Origin of the sequence: Nostoc spongiaeforme FACHB-130 (assembly GCF_014698475.1) — a bacterium.
In the GTDB taxonomy this organism is placed as follows: domain Bacteria; phylum Cyanobacteriota; class Cyanobacteriia; order Cyanobacteriales; family Nostocaceae; genus Nostoc_B; species Nostoc_B spongiaeforme.
In genome coordinates, this window is sequence record NZ_JACJTB010000025.1 from 67,906 (window position 1) to 89,774 (window position 21,869).

The following is a 21,869-nucleotide window of genomic DNA, read 5'->3' on the forward strand; positions in this document are numbered from 1 at the left end:
GCTAAAAACCTTGCTATATAAGGATCATAAAATGTGCTTGTGAGCAGATACAAGATGAAGCTGAATTTAAGGGTGTAGTAAAAAGACGCGCAAAATGTCGCGTTAACTTAGCGCATCTTTAACGCCTATCCAACCAGTTATTTTTTTGTATGTACTGACGTAACTTGTAACAGGAAGATTTTCTGTCCGTTCAGGTTTACTAGGTATTTCTTCTCTGATAACTTCTGCTAACAAACTAGGACGCTGACAACTTAATACAGGCATATCTTGCCAACAGTGGCGACAAAACCAGGTGATTTCCGAACCACGTACATGTTGTAAGAGTACTTCCGAACAGCAAGGACAGTAATTCATATTTTTCTACAACTAATTGATATAAAGGGTTTTAAAATGAAGGCAGTTACTTGCTTTAACTTTTGTCATTCAAATAACTGTCTACATTTACGAGGATAGTTATGAAATATAAGAATGTTGTGAGGAAAATAATATTAATCAATTATTCGTAATATTTATACAACCTAGTTTAAGTAATAACCTCAGATTTTTATGAATAAAGTTTACAATTCTCAGATACAGTGATCTGTTCTGAGTGTTGAAATCATCTGTAAGCAAAGCCGCCCAACGAACTGCTCACCGCAACGCGCTGACTCGACTTGAGGCGACTGGTGTAGTAGCAAGTAGGAAAGAGGTTTTTTGCGTAAGTCCTATTTTTCTTAAAAAACGGCGATAGAGTCTGTTCTATTGTTGAAGAACAAACTCTATCGCCGTATGGTTGCAATTAATTTTCTTGCCCTATCTTCTTACATCAGAACGATTTTCTTCAGGAGGATTAGCAGGAACGCCTAAAGCTTCTTTTAATTTTTGTTCACTGACACCCAACTTCTGGGCGGCGGCGGCAAAATCTGGGCGGGGTGGGCGTTGGCGTTGACCTTGACCGGGAGGGTTAGCAGGAACACCCAAAGCTTCTTTTAATTTTTGTTCACTGACACCCAACTTCTGGGCGGCGGCGGCAAAATCTGGGCGGGGTGGGCGTTGTCCTTGACCTTGAGTGGGAGGGTTAGCAGGAACACCCAAAGCTTCTTTTAATTTTTGTTCACTCACACCCAACTTTTTAGCGGCGGCGGCAAAGTCAGGGCGGGGTGGGCGTTGTCCTTCTGGTGGTTGGTCGGAAGGTTGTGAGGAAGCTTGAGCAATTTTAGACGCTGGATTAGCTGCATTGACTTGATTTAAGGAAATTACACCGAATGTACCAGCGAGAATGGAAATTGTGGCTACGACTGCGGCTTGGTTGAGTTTCATAATTAGACTCTAGAAAGTTAAGTTGTTGATGTTTTTTATTTAACCGAGTAAAAATTACAGTTCGCTCTGGTTGTGGATTACATTTTTGTAATTTTTGTGCATAGTATTTTGCAGAAATTACGTCATTTGCAGTCCAACATTAAAGTAGGCGGTGTAACCTTTTCCATTGGTTTTCAGCTTGAGTAACATTTGTTCGCCACCATCTTGAAAAATTCCGTCATCGGCGTTCTTGATGATGCGCTGTCCTTTGCTGGCGTAAGGGGCTTGGGTGTAAATGCGATCGCTCATCGCATCGTCAAAATATAATTGCGATGTAAACTCAGATTTTTCTTGTGTACGCACCTTCAAGTGAATATGCACAGTTCTACCTGCGTACCAACCAGGGTAAATAGTCGTGAACTGGACATTTCCCTGCGCGTCGGTGACTTGATAACCACGTAAGAACTTTTTGCCCACAGTATTAAAACTTTGGTCAGTCACATCTGAATAAACACCCAACGCATCACAGTGCCAAATATCGACAATTGCACCTGCAAGGGGTGTGCAGCCAGTACTTCCAATCTGAGAAATGTGTAGTGTTAATTGCAGAGGCACACCTGCTTTGATTGCACCATCAGCAGGATCAATGCGAATATCAGAACGATTGAGTTTCTCATCCACAAAATACGGCCCTTCGGTTTGCTGTGGACTGAGAACACAACTAGGTGATGTTGCAGTCTTGACTGTAGATGATACTGGCACAGCAGCACTGATTTGTTCTTGTGTAGAGACAGAATTTCTTGGTATACATCCCACAACAAATATTGCAGTTCCGGCTGCTCTAAATAAAGCAAGTGTTTCTCTGCGATTTAATAGACGATTTTTGGTATTCATAAACTTTAATAGGACTTACACACAAAGATTGTCTGTGGAAACTGGGTGAAGGGGTGTAAGGGTTTGAGATATATACACCCCTACAGGAAAGTCAAAAGTTATCTTTCTTTTGACTTTTAACTTTTGACTTGATTCTACCCCCGTAATCTCACTCTTTGGTTATTCTTTTCACTATTTAAGTCTTGCTGAGAATTTGTGTTTTGACGATTACTTTGAGGGAGATTATTTTTTGCTTGTGGACGGAATTGGCGACGTTTAACTTGTGGTTTTTTATTTGTTCTTGGCTGTTCTTTAATATCTTGATTACGCAGAAGAGGAGCATCAGCATTTGCTTGATTAGTTCCTACAAAGCCAAATGTTCCAATCATCAAAGGAATTACTGCTATAGCTAATACTCTACGAATATTCATTAAAATTAACCTCAAAACTTGCTGTAGCTGATATTTATGATTAAGCCACCTCAAAATGACAGATAGCTTATTTTATTCATTACATTTTTGTAATTTGCTAAATTCTGAAGATTTGAGATAATAGGGGGATAAATTACAGATTTGTAATTTTAGTCACAAGTGGACAAATCTATAATGAAATCATCCGTGAATTAGAGAAGACTTGTGAACGTTCTGTTTGTCGAAGATGAAGCAAAAATTGCGAACTTCGTCCGGGCTGGATTGAAGGAGCAAGGATTTGTCGTAGACTATTGCGACAACGGTGATGAAGGATATCTGCGAGCAATGGATAATGAATACGATGCCATTATTCTTGACATTATGGTGCCAGGAAAAGATGGACTGTCGATTCTCAAACAACTGCGGCGAGAAGGACGGAATGCTCCGGTAATTTTGTTAACAGCGCGTAATGAATTAGACGATCGCCTGGCGGGATTAAACTTGGGAGCCGATGATTACATTGCTAAACCTTTTTTTGTGGAAGAATTAGCGGCGCGGATTCATGCGGTGGTGCGTCGGAGTGTGGGCGATCGCCAAAATTTATTGACGGTTGGCTCAATCAAACTCGATCGCATCACGCGGGAAGTCACTTGCAATCAACGCGCCATTGAACTTACTAGCCGCGAGTTTAATCTGCTGGAATATCTGATGCGTTCTCCCGGACGAGTTTTTACCCGTACCCAAATCTTAGAACATATTTGGGGTTACGATTTTAACCCCAATACCAATGTTGTGGATGTGTGTATTCAGCGCATTCGCAAAAAAATAGAGCCGATTGATGAAACAAATTGGATTGAAAGTATTCGCGGCGTTGGCTATCGGTTTCGCAAACCAGAGAATCAATCGTGAAACATCTGCGATCGTTTCGACTCCGAATTGCGTTGTTATCTGCGGCTTTAGCTGGCACTACTTTAGTCGGTTTTGGTGCAATATCCTGGTTTCAGATTTACAATGCCAAAATTAGCCGCTTAGATGCCGAACTGTTAAATCAGTTAATCCGCGCCAACCGTCCCCCAGAACCAGGAAAAGCACCTCTGCGCCCAGAATTTTTACCTGCTGGCTTGGGTACAAATACCAAGATTCCCGTCGCTTTACTGGTGTTGAATGCTGAGGGTAAAACAGTCTACGAATTTAACTCTTTATCGGCGGATACTGAGGTAAAAAATCTGTTGGTGAAGCGTTTAGAGTTAGCACCTGCGCCGCCAGATATTCCCCGACAAAGAAGACCTGTAATTTTCGGTGCAAATCAGCCAGGACAACCACCACCGCGCCCAACTCCACCACAATTTGTCACGGAACACACCGCGAAAGAAACTTGGCGAATTGGTGCGTTGAAATTTCCGAATTCTCAGGTGGCGGTTGCTGTTAGCTTACAACCTGTGAATCAAGAAATGGCAAGTATCCGCTATATTTTCTTGGTGTTAATTCCAGGGGCTTTACTGCTGGTGGCGGCTGGGGCTTGGTTTGTTTCTGGTGGGGCGTTACGTCCGATTCACGAGTTAACGGGCGTAATTCAACAGGTCACAGTGCAAGGGTTAGATCAACGTATTCCTACTGAGACAACAGATTTAGAATTTGTAGAACTGATTCAGGTGTTTAACCAAATGTTAGAACGTCTGGAACGGAGTTTTACTCAAGCTTCCCGCTTTAGTGCAGATGCAGCCCATGAACTGAAAACCCCATTAACTATTTTACAAGGGGAATTAGAGCGATCGCTCCAACAAGTTGAACCAGGAAGTGATGTACAGCAGCGTTTAACCAATTTGTTAGATGAAGTGCATCGCTTAAGTACAATTATGCGAAAACTCTTGCTGCTGTCTTTGGCGGATGCAGGCAAAATGGGCTTGTATTTGGTGGATGTCAATATGTCTGAGTTGTTATGGGAGATGATTGAAGATGTAGAATTGCTGGCTCCTCAGTTGAATGTGGAAGCTGATATTCCTACTAATTTGCGAGTAAAAGGCGATCGCGATTTACTTATGCAAGTAATACAAAACCTGCTGAGTAACGCAATTAAATATAATTTTGCTGATGGTTGGATTAAAATTCAGGCACATCAAACCCAAAAAACTCTCAAAATTATAGTTACCAATTCATCAAAAGATATTTTACCCGGCGATCGCGATCGGTTGTTTGAACGCTTTTATCGTGGTGATCCAGCCCGCACTCGGAAAGTAGAAGGTATTGGATTGGGACTCAGCCTCGCTCGTGAAATTGTCCGGGCGCACCGTGGTGAACTAGCTCTAGATTCTGTAACTGCTGGTCAAACAGGGTTTACTCTCACTTTACCAATTGCATAATTTTGAATAGGATGTACGCAGAGAATGAAAGAAAACGTTCTACCTCGGAAGTATTTATTAGCTTGATAAAATCAGCGACCAACTAAACCAAATTACAAATCAACCGCCTTAAACCTTGGATGTGGGTTTTAAAAATAGCCATGCTACAAAAAATGTTGCTGCTGTGAATAGTTGGGTCAAATCTAAAGCAGAGAGATAACCATCTGCAAAAGAAGCGATACTGCGATCGGTAATGCCAAAGACCCAAGAAGAGAGTCCAAATAGCCAAATCCCATTCTTGAGATTGCCTACGAACTCTTTAGAGTCGGATGTTTTTTGGTCTTTCATGTCTTCTACTCCGATGGTGGAAAATCCAGTATCTGCCAATGAGAACGTTTTGATTTTTGACACTGATTTATAACTATATTAATAAATATTTCTCAGTCTTGACTAAACTGCCAAAAGATACATTTAGTAAATTAATCATCTACTTTTGATAGTTATACCTCTGGGAGAATACCTAACCAGGACGAAATTAAGTCACAATAGCAGTAGGCAATCATAGGGGGTGCTGCTATGGATCGTCTAATTCAAATTCTTCGGAATATCTTTATTCGCCTTGAAGGTTATTTTTCCGTAGTTTTCAAGGTTATTTTCGGTTTTTTCGGGAGTATTTTTGGCTTTTTTGCGAAAATTTTCGGATTTAATAGCTCTGGCTATTATTTGGAATCTGATGCGGCGCAAACTATCAAGCGAGTTTCAGAGGAACCAGCAAAAACAGAACAGAAAACCATCTCGGAAACTCCTTCATTTAGTCGCCGTCGTTCTCAGAAAAAAGTAGAGGACTATTACCTCAACATGGCGCGTGATGTTGGCAAGAACTAAAAGTTAACTTCCAATATCAGTTTTGTTGCTCTGTTTTCAATCATCGTCAGGTGGGAAATGTCTACAACATCACAGTCTGTTGAAACCCGACTGTTAACTGTTGCCCACCTGATTTTAAACCGAGTCGCACTGACTTAAACCATGTGTTGCAACCGAGATAAACGCTCTGAATAGTTTTTGATGACGTGCAGTGCAAACATAGGTGTTTCTTGAACTGCAAAGAGAAACCTTTTTTCGTCTAAAGAGACAAGTTTGCATTCAGTTTTAGCGATCGCAGTATAAGTCCGATTTTTAATGCTTACAAGTACTCCCGTTCCAAACACATCACCTGATGTAATTGTCTCTACAACTTTGCCGTTCACTAAGATGTTAATTTCTCCTGTGATAATACCAAACATAAAATCACCAGGCTGTCCTTCTGCAAAGATGATCTGACCTGCTGTATATATTTGAGGCTCGGCTTGTTTTTGAAATATCTCGATGGTCACAACTGGATTTAACAACATTAGAGCAGTACCAAACTTATACTTGGACGATACAATAAATCAGAGTATATTATACTACTATGGTTTAATATACCAGTGACATACTCCTATTCATGCACTTGATTGTAAGGGTTAAAAACCTGTAGCAGTCATATTTTAGATAGGAATAACATAGACAAGGGAGACAAGGGATATAGATATTTGTCAATCAAATAGAATAGCCATATATAGGACTCACATTTAATTTCTGAAAAAATACAGTATGCCCAAAAAATACTCTTTTCTACTCCCCACTTCTAGCCTTTACAACTAATTTCAAAAATCCAACCGGATTCCTATATCTTTAGATACTAGTATTTTCTGTATATTTATGCTTTTTAACTAATTATCATCGGTTTTTATTTACTAAAGATGAATAGCTAATGACGGATGAAAAAATATTTTAATATCGCTAAAATCGTTGACAAGTTTGGATTTTAGCTAGGTGTTGAATATGCGACGTATTGCTGATTTTGTGTTGATGGTTGTTTGTGGTGGGGTTTGGTATTTACTGGGAATGATATCAGCGATCGCTACACCGCCGATGCAAGTCAGAGAAGAAAATCACAGCCGCAAACCCCAAAACTTACTTGATCAAAGAGATTGTTTATATAATGCGCGATCGCCTTATATTCAATGTGCTGTAAATCCGTCTGAATTGTGTGATGAATGTATTTATTTTGTGGAATATAGCAATCCTAAATAATTGAAAATATCTCTGCCTTATCTCTGTTGTTCACTCATTAAATAGGACTGCTATAATTCTGTAAAACTAAATCGAAGCTAAACCAGATTTGAGAGTGAAATAAGCAGCACAAAATCGACCGCCATCTGGATGTTTGAGTACGGCTTTTCCTAGGTAAAAATCATCATCAATTTGAACTAATTGGTCTACCAATTCCCGAATCAGAAATTGGGGGTTCTCTGGTAAATCGAAACTCAAGCGTAAAACTTCAATATCTGGTTCTAATAAACACTGACCACGGGATGTCTGAAATTTAAATGCCAGGGTTCTTCCTCTCGTGTCTGCAACATAACCATCATAAAAAGGCCAGATTAAGCGTCCTAGGAATAAACCATCATTCGTGAAAATATTATCACCAGTATTAGTTGCTGCATCAAATGTCTTACCCTCCCAAGGTAGCCACATTTTCGTGATGATATCTAGCCAACTATCTAAAACTGGATTGAAATTAGCAGTCAAAAACTCACCCCAATAGCGACCGTTTAAAGTTGGTTCTGGAACTTTACCTTGGCGATAAATCTTATCTAAGGCTGCAATCCCAGCTTTTTGGTCAGATTTCAATTGTCTTTTAGCTACTTCCAGTTCTGCGCGTAAATTAACATTGAGTTGCTGATCAATATTCATGAGTCGCCTCACTGAGTTTAGTTGGTTCCTGAAAGCTAGGATTGACGCAATGAAGAAATTTCACTATTGAGACTCAATCAAGTAACTGCTTATATTATGACTGACAATTTACAACGCCAGATTCGGGAAGCAGGGACAGAATGGGTAAATTTACTTGAGTATTTTTAATTTTTGCCAAATTGGCAAACAAATTGTTGTGAATACTGATATTGTTTGTATTGTGCAAGGGGTGTACCAGAAGTTGTCCTGACTTGATGGTTGGGGCAACTTCTCCAAAAATATTACAAGCGGGAAAAGTAGTACATATAAACTGAAGAGCATCAGCAGTCTAAAAATATTAATCTCCATGGTGTTAGTGCTGAGTTTCAAATAAGGTTAATAAAAGATAAAAATTAAATTAAAAATTCATAATCTATATATATAAATTGCAACAAAATCTGACTGCTGGGCGAAAATTGATAGTTTTTATAAAGTTTTAAGAGTTATTATCGATCCCAAGGAATAAATTAACAACTTGTAAAAAACCATATCAATTTAGTGAACTACCCAAGCGTTTACATTTCGGAACAAACCAGTCCCATAAATTTAACTGGCGATATGGGACAAGCTGTGCAAATTTCCATTCATGCACCTAGCCAATATATATGTACTAATTGCGAACGGATATTACCAGATTGGAAACAAGAACCCTTTTTTTGGGTTGTGATTGTTTTGCAGCGATCGCAATTTTCTTTAGTGGAAAGCACCAAAGAAATCGAGGCGGAGAAACAAAAGTTACGCCAAAGGTTTATGGGATTTGGTTGTGATGTGGCTTTTGAGTTGCGCGATCGCGGTTATCTCTCTGACTTAATTGATCCGCGTACTGGCTATCCCTTACTTTCGCGTCCCGGCGCTATGCCGCACAATGATACTGCTGTAGTCAAAGCGTTACTCGGCTATCCAGTCATTAAAAATAAATGCTGTGTGCTGGTTCATCCAAGTTGGGGTACAGCAGTTTATCCGAGTATTTTAATCTCCGCCGCACCCCCAACCCTGATTGAATTTGTCGTTAAAGAAATCGCTTGTCAACATGGATGGGAAGAGGAAGCCTAAAGTGTGAAAGTTTTTTTATTCTAAGAAGTAGATGGATGAAAAGGCAACGTTAAAATTTTACCTCCTGCCTTCTTTTGCAAGACTGCGATATTCCCAAGGATTAGTAAATTTGCTATCACTCCAAACACCTATTTTTTGCTTTTGTGCTTGTGCTTCTGCTGTTTGAACTAAATCTTTACTCGGACATTTGTTTAAATAAGGGCGATAAACCTTAGCTAAACCTTCTTTTAACAAGACTTCTTGAACAAAAGTACCATCTTTTAAGCGGACTTCTGCAACCTTTCTGCCATAGCGATCGCTATCTGTAATCGTCAACATCACGCGATCGCCTGATTGTTTTACTAACTGTTGTAAGCGTGCTTGTGCTTTGGCACCCCAGTCAAATTGATTGCGATCGCTGGCGCGGTTACTGTTCCTTTCTTTTTGGGAATGGGGTACTTCTGGCGCATCAATACAAGCAAAGCGCACATTGAATTTATTTCCTTTCGCATCTTTGACAGCTAAAGTATCCCCATCACTCACCCGTTCTACCAAGTCTCCAGAAGCACCAAAGAATTTATCGCAACTCACCAAACCCAAAACCATCACAGTTGCACTTAGCCAAAGTCCCACCTGTTTTGTTAATTTCTGCATTCAACCCCACCTAACTCTGATGGATGATACTATATTTGATTTTTGAAATAGATGCGGCTTTGATTGAAGTGCCAACATTAAAAATAGTGATATATTTACTGAAATCGGTTCTGATGGGGAGCAGCCATTAGACGCAAGGGGGAAAGTTCGGTGAAAATCCGGCACTGTCCCGCAACTGTGAACCAAAATTGGGTGAGTCAGGATGCCCGCCGATATAACTGAATATATTTACATAAATCTGCGAGGTACAGATTATGAACGGAAAAAAGCAGGCTTTAGCTAGTCTATGCCTGATGGCAGTAATTAGTTTTTATTTAGTAGTTGGTTTACCCAAACCCGCCTACGCAATGCACATTATGGAAGGTTTTTTACCAGTGCAGTGGGCAATTTTTTGGTGGGTTGTCGCATTGCCATTTTTTGTTTTAGGGTTGCGGAGTTTGACGCGCATTACCCAAGCCAACCCCCAACTCAAACTACTACTCGGCTTGGCGGGTGCGTTTACTTTTGTGCTTTCCGCGTTGAAAATTCCTTCGGTTACAGGTAGCTGTTCTCATCCTACCGGCACAGGGTTAGGTGCGGTGCTGTTTGGCCCCTTAACTATGTCGGTTTTGGGTAGCTTAGTATTGTTGTTTCAAGCTTTGTTACTAGCACATGGCGGTTTGACAACCCTGGGTGCAAATGCGTTTTCGATGGCGATCGCAGGCCCCTTTGCAGCGTACTGGATATATAATTTCACAATTAAATTAGGTGGTAAAGCAAAAATCGCTATATTTCTCGCCGCCGCCGTCTCAGATTTACTCACCTACATTATTACTTCTATCCAACTCGCCTTAGCTTTTCCCGCGCCTGTTGGTGGTTTCATTGCTTCATTCACCAAATTCGCCGGCATTTTTGCCTTAACGCAAGTTCCTCTCGCAATTAGTGAAGGATTGCTAACAGTATTAGTGTGGAATTGGTTGCAATCTTATAATCCTCAAGAATTAGAATTGCTGAAATTAATTAAACGGGAACCCCAAGGAAATGAATCAGTCTAAAAAAGGGTTGAGTAACTGGTTATTAGTATTAGCTGTATTAGCTTTAGCTGTTGCACCCTTAATCTTTGTCCGTGGTGGAGAATTTAGTGGTGCTGATGGTAAAGCTGAAGAAGAAATTAATAAAATTCAACCAGAATATAAACCTTGGTTCAAATCATTGTTTGAACCAGCCAGTAGTGAAATAGAAAGCTTGTTATTTGCATCGCAAGCAGCTTTGGGTGCGGGAGTAATTGGTTACGCCATTGGCTTATATAAAGGCCGTTCCCAACAACAAAAGCATGAAGAATGAGTTTGCAATTAGACACGTTAGCTTATACTAATCGGCTGCGAAAATTACCACCAGAGCATAAACTAATTTTTGCCTTGGCTACTCTTGCTATTGCCCTTGCTACCCATCCATTCGTGCAGATTTTAATAGCAATTTGGATGGGTATTTGGACAATTGTTTATGCCAAAATTCCGGCTGGTATTTATTTTCGTCTGTTATTATTTACCATCGTTTTTTGTTTGACTAGTTTACCCGCTTTGATCATCAATGGTGTGTCAATTCATGATTTGCCAAAGGTGCAATTAGATGCTTTATACGGGCTGAGTTTTGGTCAATTCTATATTTATGTCAGTCATCATGGCAGTCTGCAAGCCTGGGCAATATTCACCAGGGCTTTAGCTTCAGTTTCTTGCTTATATTTTCTCATGTTAACTGTTCCGTTTACGGAAATTTTACAAACTTTGCGTTACTTGCGATTTCCGGTGCTGTTAACTGATTTATTATTACTCATGTATCGGTTTATTTTCATTTTGCTGAATACAGCTAATGAAATATGGACAGCGCAGAATTCTCGTGGTGGCTATCGCACTTGGCGTATTTGGCTGAAAAGTTTAGCCATATTAATTGGACAACTTTTACAGCGCACATTACAAACATATAGTCAGTTTTCTCTGGGTTTAGAAGCGCGGGGTTTTGTTGGGGAATTTAAAGTTTGGCATCCTCGCCGCTATCATCCCCAAACCAGATATATTATCGAAGCAATTTGCGGCTGTATTTGTTTAATCGGATTGGAATTTTGGCGAAATGCAGGAATATTTATTAGAATTTGAGCAAGTATATTACACCTATTCCGGCGCACAGCAATCAGCTTTGAATGGTCTTAACTTAAAAGTTCCATTGGGTAAAAGATGTGCGCTCATTGGACAGAATGGTTGTGGTAAAACCACGTTATTTTTATTAGCTAATGGTTTATATAAACCTGATAAGGGTGTTGTACGGTGGCGTGGAGAACCGTTAACTTATCATCGTAATTATCTGGGGAAATTGCGTCAACAAGTCGGGCTAATCTTTCAAGATCCCGAACAGCAATTAGTAGCTTCTACTGTGGAAGAAGATATATCTTATGGTTTGTGTAATTTAGGCTTGCCAGTTTCGCAAATTCAAGCACGAGTAGAAAAAATATTAGTAGAGTTTGGGTTGACAGCTTTAGCAGAAAGACCTGTACATCATTTAAGTTTAGGGCAGAAAAAGCGGGTTTCTATAGCAGATGTAATGGTTTTGAATCCTGAATTATTATTGTTAGATGAACCGACAGCTTATTTAGATGTGAAGCATACGCGGAATTTGCTGAAAACTCTGCAAAAAATTCATCGAAATGGTACGACTTTAATGATGGCAACCCACGATTTAGATTTGGTGTATCGTTGGGCAGATTGGGTTTTTGTGATGGATAAAGGACAACTGATTCTAGAAGGTGAACCGCAAGATGTCTTTAGTCAGCGTTCTTTATTAGAAGAGTTAGAGTTAGGCGTACCGTTGATATATGAAATGTTATTTGATGGGTTATCGGGTGAGGATGAAGGAGTTAGAGAACGGGTGAAGCAAAGAATATTAAAATTATTTCATAATTTTGCGTCGTGATATAGCAATCCTAAATGAGTCGTAAAAAACATAGATAAGGAAACGAACCGCCAAGAACGCCAAGAACGCAAAGGTAAGAAAGAAGAAAAAGATATAGAAATTTTACAAATGATTTAGGACTGCTATATAGTTTAGACTTGTCAATAACTGTGGTTTGCTAAAGTGAGAAGTATCTAATAAATCCCCAGAGTGGCAAATGGTGAAAGCACAAGCAATACCTCCTTTGGAAAGTGGCGATCGCTTAACTCGTCCTGAATTTGAACGTCGTTATGATGCTGCAACCCATATCAAAAAAGCAGAGTTGATTGAGGGAATTGTTTACGTGGCCTCTCCCTTAAGACATGAACAGCATGGTAAACCCCACAGTCGGGTGATGACTTGGTTAGGAGTCTATCAAGCCATGACTCCTGGTGTTGACTTGAGTGTGGAACCAACAGTCAGATTAGATTTAGATAACGAACCCCAACCAGATGCAGTGCTGTTTATTGAACCGGCGGCGGGTGGACAAACTCGATTAAGCCGTGACGGTTATATTGAAGGTTCTCCCGAATTAATTGTGGAAATTGCTGCAAGTAGCGTCTCAATTGATACGGGTATTAAAAAGCAAGTTTATCGCCGGAATGGGGTTTTAGAGTATGTTATCTGGCAATCTTATGAGAATCAATTGGCATGGTTTTGCTTAGTTGATGGCGAGTATCAATTGCTATCTCCTGGTGCAGATGGCATTATTCGTTCTCAGGTGTTTCCGGGGTTGTGGTTGGCAGAGGAGGCGCTGTTAAATAATCAGATGGCGCGAGTTTTGGAGGTGTTACAAGAGGGGTTGAAGTCGTCGGAATATGCTGCGTTTGTGCAGCGATTTGTTTAACTAACCACAGAGACACAGAGAACGCAGAGAGAAAGACTCTGCGTTTCAAAATCAACGCTTCTCCTCAAGCACAATTGTAGACTCAGCAGTGCGTCCAAATTCTTCTGGTGCATACTGCAAATGGGCTTCCGCACCAGGCCATGTATATGTGCCGGGAGTCACAGAACGGACTAAGTAATGTAGGCTATAAACTCCTGGTTCGAGGTGGTCGGCGTAGGCGATAATGCGATCGCGGTAAATATTGCGATAACCAAGTTGCCAACTATCGGCTTTGGCTTGCAATGCGGCTGTCGCAGTTTGAAAACTCTGGTCTACGGCTTCAAATCCTGCTGGTAATGGGTCTTTAATGACTATATGATCAACTGGGCGGTCTGCAATTATTTCTAAACCAATATCAAATACTTGTCCACTATCGACAGTTAAGGGTTTATCTACAGCATACATCCCGGTTTTTTGCAGAACTTTTTCTTCTCCGACTTTGCTAATTTCGCGTGTGACACGTAAACCGTTAAATCTGCCTGGTTGATTACCTTGCAAGCGATAATTATAGGCAACTAAATAATGTAATTTGCCCCTACCCGATTTTTGTATTATCAAATCATGACGACCACGGGGTAATTTATCCATTGCAACATTTAGCTGTAAATTAGGATTTTTGTAACCATCAAAGCGATTTTCACCTAACTTTTGACGAGCTAATTGAACTGTGGTGGCAAAGTTTGGTGGTGTGGGTTGGAGTTGACTATATTCTACTAAAGCTGTTAAAGCTTGAGCATTATTATAGTTAGTTTGCCATGTGCCATTGCGGCGTAAACTTAATAGACTTTGGAATAATTTATCCAGAACTTCCGGTTTACTTTGTTTGGCAATAAATAACCTTAAAGCTTGTGCTTGGGCGGTGGTAGATGAATTCATCCATCCCCAACTTTGTGGTAAACTAATTACGGCGTTGCGTCCAGTTTCATAGATATTTTTTTGTAACTGATTCAGCATTTGTTGTGATTCATCTTGCCATTCTGGGAATTGCGATAAGTACCGCGCTAGTTTGATTTGGGTGACGATATCAAAGTTATTCCGTTGTTGGTAAATATCACCTAAGAAACTATTGCTTTTATCACCTAATTCTGCTAAAGCGATTAAGGCATTTAATTGCAGTTGATGTTTACAAATTTGTTGTTTACAGAAATCATACTGTCCTGGATTTGCTACTACCTTTTGCAGATAATTTTTCAGGCGCGTTAGTGTTGTAGAATCAATAAAACCAGGAAATGCTTGATTAGCTTTTACTAAAGATTCCGCCGAGTATGCAGAAACCCAAGGGTCTGATTTTTCTTGTCCTGGATAAGCAGCAAAACCACCATCGGCTATTTGTAATTTTTGCAGTTGGGTAATGGCTTGGTTTGCTTTTTGGCTAGGATTAAATTCAGCGAATGTTTGACTATATTGTTTACCTAAAGTTTGCAGGTTAGCAGCAATGATTAATTGACTGGCGGCTGGTTCTGCGAAGGGTAAATCATCATCTTCTAAAACTTGTTTCGCGGGTGCTTTAATTTCGGGTATTAATGTACTCGCTAATTGAATATCTAAACCACCTGCTTCGGGGTAGATATTTTTATCAACATTCAGGGGAATTTTAACTTGTTTTTCTGTTACCCCAGCTTCGACAACTTGTTCGGTAATTTCTAATGGCTTCACTTCTAAAGGCAGTTCAAAAGCATCGGCTGTATTATTTAGTTGGGTGGTGAACCTAACTTTACTTTCACCAACCCCACCTGCAATCATGGGGAAGCGATAAGCTTTGGTAGCTGGTTCGGCGTTGGTTTGTAAGGAAGTTGTGGTGGGGTTATTTTCCGCAAACTTAACTGTACCGCTAAGTTCACCGTTAATTGAGAGGTTTCCGTTATTCCCGGTGGTGTTGGTGACGGATAAACCTGCGAAGATGCGATCGCCTGGACGGACAAACTGTGGCAAGATGGCATTAGTTAGCAGTGGTTTGGTGGTGATAAACGTTGCATCAGCGTTACCGAAGCGCAAGTTTCCATCAGTAGCGACAGCCATCACCCGCCATGTCGTAAAATCATCCGGTAATTTAAAGGTTATCTGCGCCTTACCACTCGCATCAGCTAAAACTGAACCATTGTAGTAAGCTAAGGCCTGAAAATCTGTACGGACGCGGGTATTTGCTGCACCCACAGAAAAACCACCGCCATAACCCCAGCCTTTGGGTTTGGCGATATCTTGGGGTTGTATAACCACATCAGGACGATTATCACTGAACCGGGTAGATATTTGCTGTTCTGCGTAGACTGTATCTACCAAGTCTGGCGGACGATAACCAGATAGTTGCAACACCGCTTCATTCACCACCATGACAGTAAATTGTCCTGGGGTAGGGTTGTTTTGGTTGTCTTTCAGTTCTAATTGTATTGTTTGTTCTGCACCTGGTTCTAAAGATGCTTGCAAAGGTGTAACTTGGACTTTTAAATATTTATCTTGCAAGTTGACTTTAAAAGGTGAGAAACCAATCTTTACTAGTTTATCTAAACTTCCTGGTTCAACTTGGTTAAGAGGTGCGCCTTGTCTAACTAATACAGCTTCTACTGCTGCATTAGGTAACATTTCTGGCGTAACTTGAAACTGAATTTGGGGTGCGCCTCCCTTAACTTTTGTGACTTGTTGATAAATTGGTTTATCTTTGATAACTGCAAAATATAATTCCGCTTCTGGGTAGGGAGATTGAATTAAAGCTGTGGCAGTTTCCCCAGGATTATACTCTTTTTTATCTAGTTTAACTTCTAGGCGATTTTCATCTTCTGAACTCCAATAAACTGGGGTTTCTCCTGTTGCCCAAATTTGTAAATCTGTCGCCGTTAATTCCTCTTTTGTATCCCTAAAATTAGCTCTAATTCTGTATGAGCCTGATTCGGGTGGTGTTAAAGTTAATATCTGGGCAGTATCAGCAGAAGTAATATCGGTTTGTTCTACTGTTTTATATTCCACTTGATTTTTCGCAGTGCGACTTCCTTCCACTAACTGCGTCACACTACTATATTTCATTTGTTGTAATTCTAAATGCACTCGTTGACCTGTTATTACTTTTCCTGTAGGTTCAGTTACTATTATTTCTACAGGTAAAGCCTTACCAGCATCAGCAATAAAATTGCCTTTGAGTCCAATCAGTTTGTTACTGGGTAAAGCTGTAAACTTTTGAGAAGCAGCCACAGATAAATTAGAAACATCTGCAACTTGCACATCTACTTGGTAAGTCATTGGGTAAGGTAAATCTTTCGCCACCGTCACAGTTTGACTAGTTTTACCACTTGCATCTAACTTGTCACTGGTTTGTAGAACCTCACTGGTTAACGATGGACTTTCTTCTGGCCAAAACCATTGTCTACCAAAACTAAATTCTTCCCAACCTTTAGGAATAAAACTAGTTTGTTGGCGCGTGACAAAATATTTTGCTTCCCCAGCTTCTACAGGCGCACCAAATAAATAGTTACTCGCGGCTTTCGCTTCCACTTTATCATTAGCTAGGGCAAATTCTTTATCTAAATTAAGTTCAACTTTAAAGTTAGGCGGTTTAAATTCAGCCACCCGAAACTCGCCGGAAATTTCTTGTCCTTCTTTGCCTTTACCTTGGATAGTATAGTAGCCCAAAGCTTGAGTTTTCTGAATGGGTAACTCTAAAGAAAATGTCCCAAACTCATTGGTAGTTTTGCCACCTAATTGGGTTTTCTGTCCGTCGGGATTAACTAAAGTTAATTGATAAACTGCGTTTTTATCTTGCTGGAGAGTCCCATTTTGTAAATAGTCAGCAAAACCAGTAAACCAAGCTTTTTCGCCCGGTTGATATAAGTCTCTATCAGAAAAAATTACACCTCGTGATTCTGCTTTTGCTTCTTGCCAACCTGCATCAATACCATACCCAAAAGCACCGCTATATTCTTCTGTTCTGGCAAAAGCCCAATCTTGATTTTCTCGCGCAATTACTAATAGTTGTGGTGATTTAGTAAATCTTTGATTATCAGGGAAACACTGCTTTAAATTATCAACTTGTAGTCTGAAAGTGCCATTTTCATCAGTTTTACCCGTCGCGCAAGGTACAGCATTACTAGGATATTTTTCCTCTAACTTTGATTGATAAACTTCAATAGCTGCATTCTTCGCTGGTGAACCATCACTCAAATGATGCACACGAATTAAACCAGAGTCAGGAAACCATTGACTAAATACACCCAAATTTGTTAATTGTACTAAACCATAAGTTACAGGTTCCCGCCACAATTCTTTGCCATTATCTTGATATTTATTTGTGCGTGCTTGGACTCCATAAGCTAACATCCCTGTTGGACTACCAAGCTTTTCTCGTAATGGAACATTGACATCAACAAGTTGATTTTTGTTAGAATTGACTTTAAAGCTTTGCCATGAATTTAGCTGTGGTAATAACTCGTTATCATTACCTTTCGGCGAAGCATTATTAAAATAGACTAAATCGCTGGGTTGAACTACACGAAAAGCGGCTTTATATTTCGACTCTGGTAAATTGACTGTACTAATATTTAACTGTAAATTTTGATTTGACGGAAAGATATGTAAATCTGACGGAACCCAAATATCACCCCCCAAATCGCCAGTATTATATTGTAGGGTGACAGGTTTATTTAAAGTCTGTCCAAATTTATCTTTAATATTTGTCCCAATTGTAATTTTATAATGAGTTGCAGGTTCTAAAGCGTAGGGATTAAGCGTCACCAAATTAGATTCTTCTGGAACTTGGAACAGTCGAGAGATATCTTTTGGTGCTGGATCAATTTTGATATTATCTTTAACCGAATCTGCCAATAATATATTATTAAATTCTAGCTGCGGACTACCTTTAATGAATCGCCCATAAGTTCCGTTAACATCAGGCTGTCCGTAAAAGTTGATGGTTTTAAATTCTAAATGTGAATAAGTTGCTAACTTACTTACAGACTCTTTATCTGTTGGTAAATTGCCATAATTTGGTAATATGCCAGGGGAAAATACCAGACGGTAGTTAGTCGCTTTTTCTAAACTTTGCTGCGGTATCAGATTATAAACCCAATTACGTGCTGAAGGATCAAAATTTGCTAATGGGTCTTCACCTTCGGTTGGTTTTTCTTCTTTCGCTAAGTCTATATTAAAACTGATATCTTTATTTTTACCTTCGGGGACAAGCTTAAGATGTTCTTGTAATGAACCTAAGTTTAATTCAACATTAGATGTAAATTGCAGTTTTTGTTTTAAATCTATAGGTTGAATCTCCGCCTTCTCCACAGGATTCACACCGGGTAAATCAGTCAACTTAATAGGTTCAGTGTTAAAAGTCCAAGCTAAATCTTGATTTAACTTGTGATTTTTTAAATCTGCCAAACCTGCTTTTAAAGTAACTTGAAACCTTGTCGCTTGGGGTAGTGCTTTATCTGCTTGAAAACCTACCATACGCGGCGTTAAAAAGCGAAATTGACCGGGTAAAGGCGGCCATACAGTAAATTTTTGTAATAAGTTTTGTTGTTCTGCACTATCTAAAATTTCAACAGGAATTAATGCTTCCTTAAAGCGGATACGAATTTGATTTAAAGGTGTAGCATCACCAATAGGACTAATTTGTTCAATCCAGTCTGGTAACTTTGGTGGCGTGAGGGGAGAAACGGCGGGTAATGGTTCTTTATTGGAGGATACACCTAATAAACTACAGCCGCTAATGCTGAGTACAAATGTTAAGGTAATAAATAGTTGTAGAAAAATTTTAATAATCATATTTTAGATATCTTTTAATTCTTCTTTCTTTGCGCTCTTCGTGTCCTTTGTGGTTCGTCAAAAAAGACTTTACTTTAATGAACCGCAAAGAGCGCAAAGGACACAAAGACAGAAAATCAAGAGGAACTCGGTATACAATGGATAACCAATTTAGTGTAGTTATTTCCAAAAATCACTACAATTCTTAATTTAAATTGGTATAAATTGTTAAGTCTTTGCAATATTACCTGATTAACAAATAGCGATCGCGTCACAATTAAAGTAGGTTTTACTATCCAGGGGAGTCTCTGATGAGACTAAGTAGGCGGCTCATCCAAAAGTCAAAATTTTTCTTAGCTATTGTATTTGTATGTGTAGCGGTGCGGTTACTGCCGTATTTCGCGCCTATACATACCGCAGACATCGCCCAAAATCAGTTAGCTTTGGAATTTAGCGATCGCAATGGGCTACCATTAGGAACAATCCTCACCCGTGACCAAGAACATACAGCCGTCGTCCCCTTAAATCAAGTTTCTCCCCAATTTATCAACGCAATTATCGCCGCCGAAGATAGCAGTTTCTACCATCATGGCGCGTTGGATATCAAAGCAATTATCCGCGCCATTAACCAAGCCATTCACGCCAAAAGAATAGTCTCTGGTGCTTCCACAATTACTATGCAGTTAGCGCGGATGTTAGAACCATCATCTCGCAACTTCTCAGGGAAATTGCAAGAAATTTGGTTGGCTTGGCGGTTAGCGGCGGGAATGAATCAAGATGAAATTCTCGCTGCATATATCAACCGTCTGCCAATGGGCGGCAATATATATGGTGTAGAAGCCGCATCGCGCACTTACTTTTCTACACCAGCCAGTGAGTTAAATCTTGCCCAAGCTAGTCTTTTGGCTGCTATCCCTAATAATCCCACCTACTTTGACCCGTTACAACATTGGGATAGACTCAAACAGCGTCAAAAATACGTCCTCAAGCGTATGGTACAGGATGGCTATATCACTCAACAAATAGCCGACAAAACCCAAACCGAAAAGGTAGTTTTTCAATCTCGTCAACGGGGAATTATCGCTGCACCTCATTTCTTGTTTTGGTTAGCAAACCAAATGCAGATCCCCCCCCTTACTAAGGGGGGTTGGGGGGATCATCTCATCCAAACCACCATCGACAGACCATTACAACAATTTGTCGAAGCCCAAGCACAGCAAGTAATATCCAACCTCGCCGCTAACAACGTCCACGATGCAGCAGCTTTGGTAATTGACAACCACACTGGCGAAGTTTTGGCTTACGTCGGTTCACCTGACTATTTCAACGAAGCCAAACTTGGACGTAACGATGGAGTACAAGCCCTACGCCAACCAGGTTCTACCCTCAAACCCTTTGTCTATGAGTTGGCGTTAGAAAAAAAACTGATTCGCCCAAACACCATCTTGGCTGATGTCCCCGCCCACTATGCTATTCCTGGTGCAAAACTTTATAGCCCAACAGATTATACTCAACGCTTTCTCGGCCCGGTACGGGTGCGGATAGCGTTAGCCAATTCTTTAAATGTGCCGGCTGTGCGAGTTTTAGAAAAAATCGGCGTACCAAACTTTCTGGAACGTCTGCATGAATTAGGCTTTACTCACCTGAATCAAACCCCAGAATATTACGGTTTGGGTTTAACTCTCGGTAGTGGCGAAGTTACTTTATGGGAACTTGCTCAAGCTTACGTCACAATGGCAAGACCAGGACAAAGCATCCCACTTGTGCCTACTATTCCCCACTCCCCACTCCCCACTCCCAACTTCCCTAACCAAACAACATGGCAACTTATTACTGATATGTTGAGCGATCGCCACGCCCGTGCCACCGCTTTTGGTGTAGACTCAGTATTAAACTTGCCCTTCCCCGCCGCCGTCAAAACTGGTACTTCTTCCAACTTCCGCGATACTTGGACTGTGGGCTTTACCACCGACTACACCGTTGCAACTTGGGTAGGAAATTTCAACGGCGAACCGATGCGTCAAGTATCCGGTGTGATGGGTGCAGCACCTTTGTGGAATCGCATTATGTTGCACCTGCACGAAAACCAAGAACCCGCAGCGTTTACAGTTCCTCAAGGATTAATTCAACTTCCTATATGTGCAGATTCCGGTTTACGCCCCACACCAGACTGTAACTCTATTGTGCAAGAGTATTTTTACCCAGAAGATAAAATTGCTTACGCAACTCAAGACAATTTTAATTTACCGCCCGAATATAATGATTGGTTAGCCAAGCAGCAATCAAATTTTGTCTCTAGTAATTTACGAATTGTCTCTCCCCAAAATGGTGATTTGTTCTTACTATATCCAGGTACAGAAGGACAGCAAAAATTAGAATTTAAACTAGTCGGAAATCCCTCATCAGTTGAGTGGCGGTTAAATGGTGAAAAACTGGATACACAATCAACTAATTTATTTTGGTATCTGCGTCCGGGAAACTGGAATTTAGAAGCGCGGAGTGGAGACACCAGCGATAAAGTGAATTTTCACGTAGAATTAGCCAAAATCCGACCAACAAAGCGGGGTTTTTCCGTTGTTAATTCTCAGAGGAAGTGCGATTCGTTGAGAGTGAATCACGGTTAAAGTCCGTAAATAACCTCTCCAACCAAACTTAGAAATAAGGAAGGTTGAACTTTCGGTCTGATACGGGTGAAAGCCCCGTCCACCAGACTCAGGTGTGACTCCCTATCTGCCCACACTGACCAGACTCGGTTTTCTGGAGGGTGAAGCTGGGTGTTGGGGTGCGACCCGAACTGGTCGTTTAGAAAGGGAAGCCCACTTCCCTAGCGGATTCATACCCGCTACTCTCACGGAAAAGACTCTGCGAGAGTCTGGTCACGTCCAAGTAGGT

The 21,869-nt window shown here is 40.5% G+C and carries 20 protein-coding genes and 1 riboswitch; of the genes, 11 read left to right on the top strand and 9 right to left on the bottom strand.

Annotated features, from left to right (window positions below; genetic code table 11):
- Nucleotides 1-102: 102 nt before the first annotated feature.
- From H6G74_RS18405 to H6G74_RS18420, 4 genes are all read right to left on the bottom strand, one after another.
- Nucleotides 103-354, bottom strand: coding sequence for a hypothetical protein (locus H6G74_RS18405; RefSeq protein WP_190969066.1), 252 nt, complete (start codon nucleotides 352-354; stop codon nucleotides 103-105).
- A 438-nt stretch (nucleotides 355-792) separates the two neighbouring features.
- Nucleotides 793-1,299, bottom strand: a complete 507-nt coding sequence (locus tag H6G74_RS18410) for a hypothetical protein (protein WP_190969045.1) — start codon at nucleotides 1,297-1,299, stop codon at nucleotides 793-795.
- Nucleotides 1,300-1,416: 117 nt separating this feature from the next.
- Nucleotides 1,417-2,172: an intradiol ring-cleavage dioxygenase gene (locus H6G74_RS18415; protein ID WP_190969046.1), complete on the bottom strand. Its 756-nt coding sequence runs from the start codon at nucleotides 2,170-2,172 to the stop codon at nucleotides 1,417-1,419.
- Nucleotides 2,173-2,306: 134 nt separating this feature from the next.
- Entirely contained in the window at nucleotides 2,307-2,582 is a 276-nt protein-coding gene (locus tag H6G74_RS18420) for a hypothetical protein (protein WP_190969047.1), read from the bottom strand.
- Nucleotides 2,583-2,786: 204 nt separating this feature from the next.
- Between H6G74_RS18420 and H6G74_RS18425 the strand changes: the two genes are divergently transcribed.
- Both H6G74_RS18425 and H6G74_RS18430 read left to right on the top strand, forming a co-directional pair.
- Nucleotides 2,787-3,470, top strand: a complete 684-nt coding sequence (locus tag H6G74_RS18425) for a response regulator transcription factor (protein WP_190588461.1) — start codon at nucleotides 2,787-2,789, stop codon at nucleotides 3,468-3,470.
- Entirely contained in the window at nucleotides 3,467-4,921 is a 1,455-nt protein-coding gene (locus H6G74_RS18430) for an ATP-binding protein (RefSeq protein WP_190969048.1), read from the top strand. The genes H6G74_RS18425 and H6G74_RS18430 overlap by 4 nt, the downstream gene beginning before the upstream one ends.
- A gap of 108 nt (nucleotides 4,922-5,029) precedes the next feature.
- Here the strand turns inward: H6G74_RS18430 and H6G74_RS18435 are convergent, their stop codons facing one another.
- Nucleotides 5,030-5,248 (bottom strand): hypothetical protein, encoded by a 219-nt coding sequence (locus tag H6G74_RS18435; protein WP_190592138.1) that lies wholly within the window; start codon nucleotides 5,246-5,248, stop codon nucleotides 5,030-5,032.
- Between the two features lie 228 nt (nucleotides 5,249-5,476).
- On the opposite strand from H6G74_RS18435, the gene H6G74_RS18440 reads away from it, so the two are divergent.
- On the top strand, nucleotides 5,477-5,785 hold the full coding sequence (locus tag H6G74_RS18440) for a threonine dehydratase (protein ID WP_190969049.1): 309 nt from the start codon (nucleotides 5,477-5,479) through the stop codon (nucleotides 5,783-5,785).
- Nucleotides 5,786-5,919: 134 nt separating this feature from the next.
- Here H6G74_RS18440 and H6G74_RS18445 read toward each other — a convergent pair whose 3' ends face one another.
- Entirely contained in the window at nucleotides 5,920-6,288 is a 369-nt protein-coding gene (locus H6G74_RS18445) for a Crp/Fnr family transcriptional regulator (protein WP_190969064.1), read from the bottom strand.
- 475 nt (nucleotides 6,289-6,763) lie between these two features.
- Between H6G74_RS18445 and H6G74_RS18450 the strand changes: the two genes are divergently transcribed.
- Complete coding sequence (locus H6G74_RS18450; protein WP_190969050.1) at nucleotides 6,764-7,015, top strand: DUF6464 family protein; 252 nt, start codon at nucleotides 6,764-6,766, stop codon at nucleotides 7,013-7,015.
- A 66-nt stretch (nucleotides 7,016-7,081) separates the two neighbouring features.
- On the opposite strand, the gene H6G74_RS18455 is transcribed toward H6G74_RS18450, so the two are convergent.
- On the bottom strand, nucleotides 7,082-7,678 hold the full coding sequence (locus H6G74_RS18455; RefSeq protein WP_190969051.1) for a hypothetical protein: 597 nt from the start codon (nucleotides 7,676-7,678) through the stop codon (nucleotides 7,082-7,084).
- Between the two features lie 537 nt (nucleotides 7,679-8,215).
- On the opposite strand from H6G74_RS18455, the gene H6G74_RS18460 reads away from it, so the two are divergent.
- On the top strand, nucleotides 8,216-8,770 hold the full coding sequence (locus H6G74_RS18460; protein ID WP_190969052.1) for a methylmalonic aciduria and homocystinuria type D protein: 555 nt from the start codon (nucleotides 8,216-8,218) through the stop codon (nucleotides 8,768-8,770).
- Nucleotides 8,771-8,827: 57 nt separating this feature from the next.
- Here the strand turns inward: H6G74_RS18460 and H6G74_RS18465 are convergent, their stop codons facing one another.
- Nucleotides 8,828-9,403, bottom strand: coding sequence for a thermonuclease family protein (locus H6G74_RS18465; RefSeq protein ID WP_190969053.1), 576 nt, complete (start codon nucleotides 9,401-9,403; stop codon nucleotides 8,828-8,830).
- Between the two features lie 88 nt (nucleotides 9,404-9,491).
- Nucleotides 9,492-9,631, top strand: a riboswitch (cobalamin riboswitch).
- 26 nt (nucleotides 9,632-9,657) lie between these two features.
- Between H6G74_RS18465 and H6G74_RS18470 the strand changes: the two genes are divergently transcribed.
- From H6G74_RS18470 to H6G74_RS18490, 5 genes are all read left to right on the top strand, one after another.
- Nucleotides 9,658-10,437 (top strand): energy-coupling factor ABC transporter permease, encoded by a 780-nt coding sequence (locus tag H6G74_RS18470; protein ID WP_190969054.1) that lies wholly within the window; start codon nucleotides 9,658-9,660, stop codon nucleotides 10,435-10,437.
- Complete coding sequence (locus H6G74_RS18475) at nucleotides 10,424-10,726, top strand: energy-coupling factor ABC transporter substrate-binding protein (protein ID WP_190969055.1); 303 nt, start codon at nucleotides 10,424-10,426, stop codon at nucleotides 10,724-10,726. The genes H6G74_RS18470 and H6G74_RS18475 overlap by 14 nt, the downstream gene beginning before the upstream one ends.
- On the top strand, nucleotides 10,723-11,535 hold the full coding sequence (gene cbiQ / locus H6G74_RS18480) for a cobalt ECF transporter T component CbiQ (protein WP_190969056.1): 813 nt from the start codon (nucleotides 10,723-10,725) through the stop codon (nucleotides 11,533-11,535). Before H6G74_RS18475 ends, cbiQ begins: the two co-directional genes overlap by 4 nt.
- Nucleotides 11,510-12,346 (top strand): energy-coupling factor ABC transporter ATP-binding protein, encoded by an 837-nt coding sequence (locus H6G74_RS18485; RefSeq protein WP_190969057.1) that lies wholly within the window; start codon nucleotides 11,510-11,512, stop codon nucleotides 12,344-12,346. The genes cbiQ and H6G74_RS18485 overlap by 26 nt, the downstream gene beginning before the upstream one ends.
- A gap of 196 nt (nucleotides 12,347-12,542) precedes the next feature.
- On the top strand, nucleotides 12,543-13,211 hold the full coding sequence (locus H6G74_RS18490) for a Uma2 family endonuclease (RefSeq protein WP_190969058.1): 669 nt from the start codon (nucleotides 12,543-12,545) through the stop codon (nucleotides 13,209-13,211).
- Between the two features lie 51 nt (nucleotides 13,212-13,262).
- Here H6G74_RS18490 and H6G74_RS18495 read toward each other — a convergent pair whose 3' ends face one another.
- On the bottom strand, nucleotides 13,263-18,998 hold the full coding sequence (locus H6G74_RS18495; protein WP_190969059.1) for an alpha-2-macroglobulin family protein: 5,736 nt from the start codon (nucleotides 18,996-18,998) through the stop codon (nucleotides 13,263-13,265).
- 290 nt (nucleotides 18,999-19,288) lie between these two features.
- On the opposite strand from H6G74_RS18495, the gene pbpC reads away from it, so the two are divergent.
- Nucleotides 19,289-21,601: a penicillin-binding protein 1C gene (gene pbpC / locus H6G74_RS18500; RefSeq protein ID WP_190969060.1), complete on the top strand. Its 2,313-nt coding sequence runs from the start codon at nucleotides 19,289-19,291 to the stop codon at nucleotides 21,599-21,601.
- The last annotated feature ends 268 nt before the right edge of the window (nucleotides 21,602-21,869 follow it).

What these genes read in the sequence shown, in the direction of transcription:
- H6G74_RS18405 (WP_190969066.1), bottom strand. Translation starts at nt 354, where the DNA reads ATGAATTACTGTCCTTGCTGTTCGGAAGTACTCTTACAACATGTACGT.
- H6G74_RS18410 (WP_190969045.1), bottom strand. Translation starts at nt 1,299, where the DNA reads ATGAAACTCAACCAAGCCGCAGTCGTAGCCACAATTTCCATTCTCGCT.
- H6G74_RS18415 (WP_190969046.1), bottom strand. Translation starts at nt 2,172, where the DNA reads ATGAATACCAAAAATCGTCTATTAAATCGCAGAGAAACACTTGCTTTA.
- H6G74_RS18420 (WP_190969047.1), bottom strand. Translation starts at nt 2,582, where the DNA reads ATGAATATTCGTAGAGTATTAGCTATAGCAGTAATTCCTTTGATGATT.
- H6G74_RS18435 (WP_190592138.1), bottom strand. Translation starts at nt 5,248, where the DNA reads ATGAAAGACCAAAAAACATCCGACTCTAAAGAGTTCGTAGGCAATCTC.
- H6G74_RS18440 (WP_190969049.1), top strand. Translation starts at nt 5,477, where the DNA reads ATGGATCGTCTAATTCAAATTCTTCGGAATATCTTTATTCGCCTTGAA.
- H6G74_RS18450 (WP_190969050.1), top strand. Translation starts at nt 6,764, where the DNA reads ATGCGACGTATTGCTGATTTTGTGTTGATGGTTGTTTGTGGTGGGGTT.
- H6G74_RS18455 (WP_190969051.1), bottom strand. Translation starts at nt 7,678, where the DNA reads ATGAATATTGATCAGCAACTCAATGTTAATTTACGCGCAGAACTGGAA.
- H6G74_RS18465 (WP_190969053.1), bottom strand. Translation starts at nt 9,403, where the DNA reads ATGCAGAAATTAACAAAACAGGTGGGACTTTGGCTAAGTGCAACTGTG.
- H6G74_RS18470 (WP_190969054.1), top strand. Translation starts at nt 9,658, where the DNA reads ATGAACGGAAAAAAGCAGGCTTTAGCTAGTCTATGCCTGATGGCAGTA.
- H6G74_RS18475 (WP_190969055.1), top strand. Translation starts at nt 10,424, where the DNA reads ATGAATCAGTCTAAAAAAGGGTTGAGTAACTGGTTATTAGTATTAGCT.
- cbiQ (WP_190969056.1), top strand. Translation starts at nt 10,723, where the DNA reads ATGAGTTTGCAATTAGACACGTTAGCTTATACTAATCGGCTGCGAAAA.
- H6G74_RS18485 (WP_190969057.1), top strand. Translation starts at nt 11,510, where the DNA reads ATGCAGGAATATTTATTAGAATTTGAGCAAGTATATTACACCTATTCC.
- H6G74_RS18490 (WP_190969058.1), top strand. Translation starts at nt 12,543, where the DNA reads ATGGTGAAAGCACAAGCAATACCTCCTTTGGAAAGTGGCGATCGCTTA.
- H6G74_RS18495 (WP_190969059.1), bottom strand. Translation starts at nt 18,998, where the DNA reads ATGATTATTAAAATTTTTCTACAACTATTTATTACCTTAACATTTGTA.
- pbpC (WP_190969060.1), top strand. Translation starts at nt 19,289, where the DNA reads ATGAGACTAAGTAGGCGGCTCATCCAAAAGTCAAAATTTTTCTTAGCT.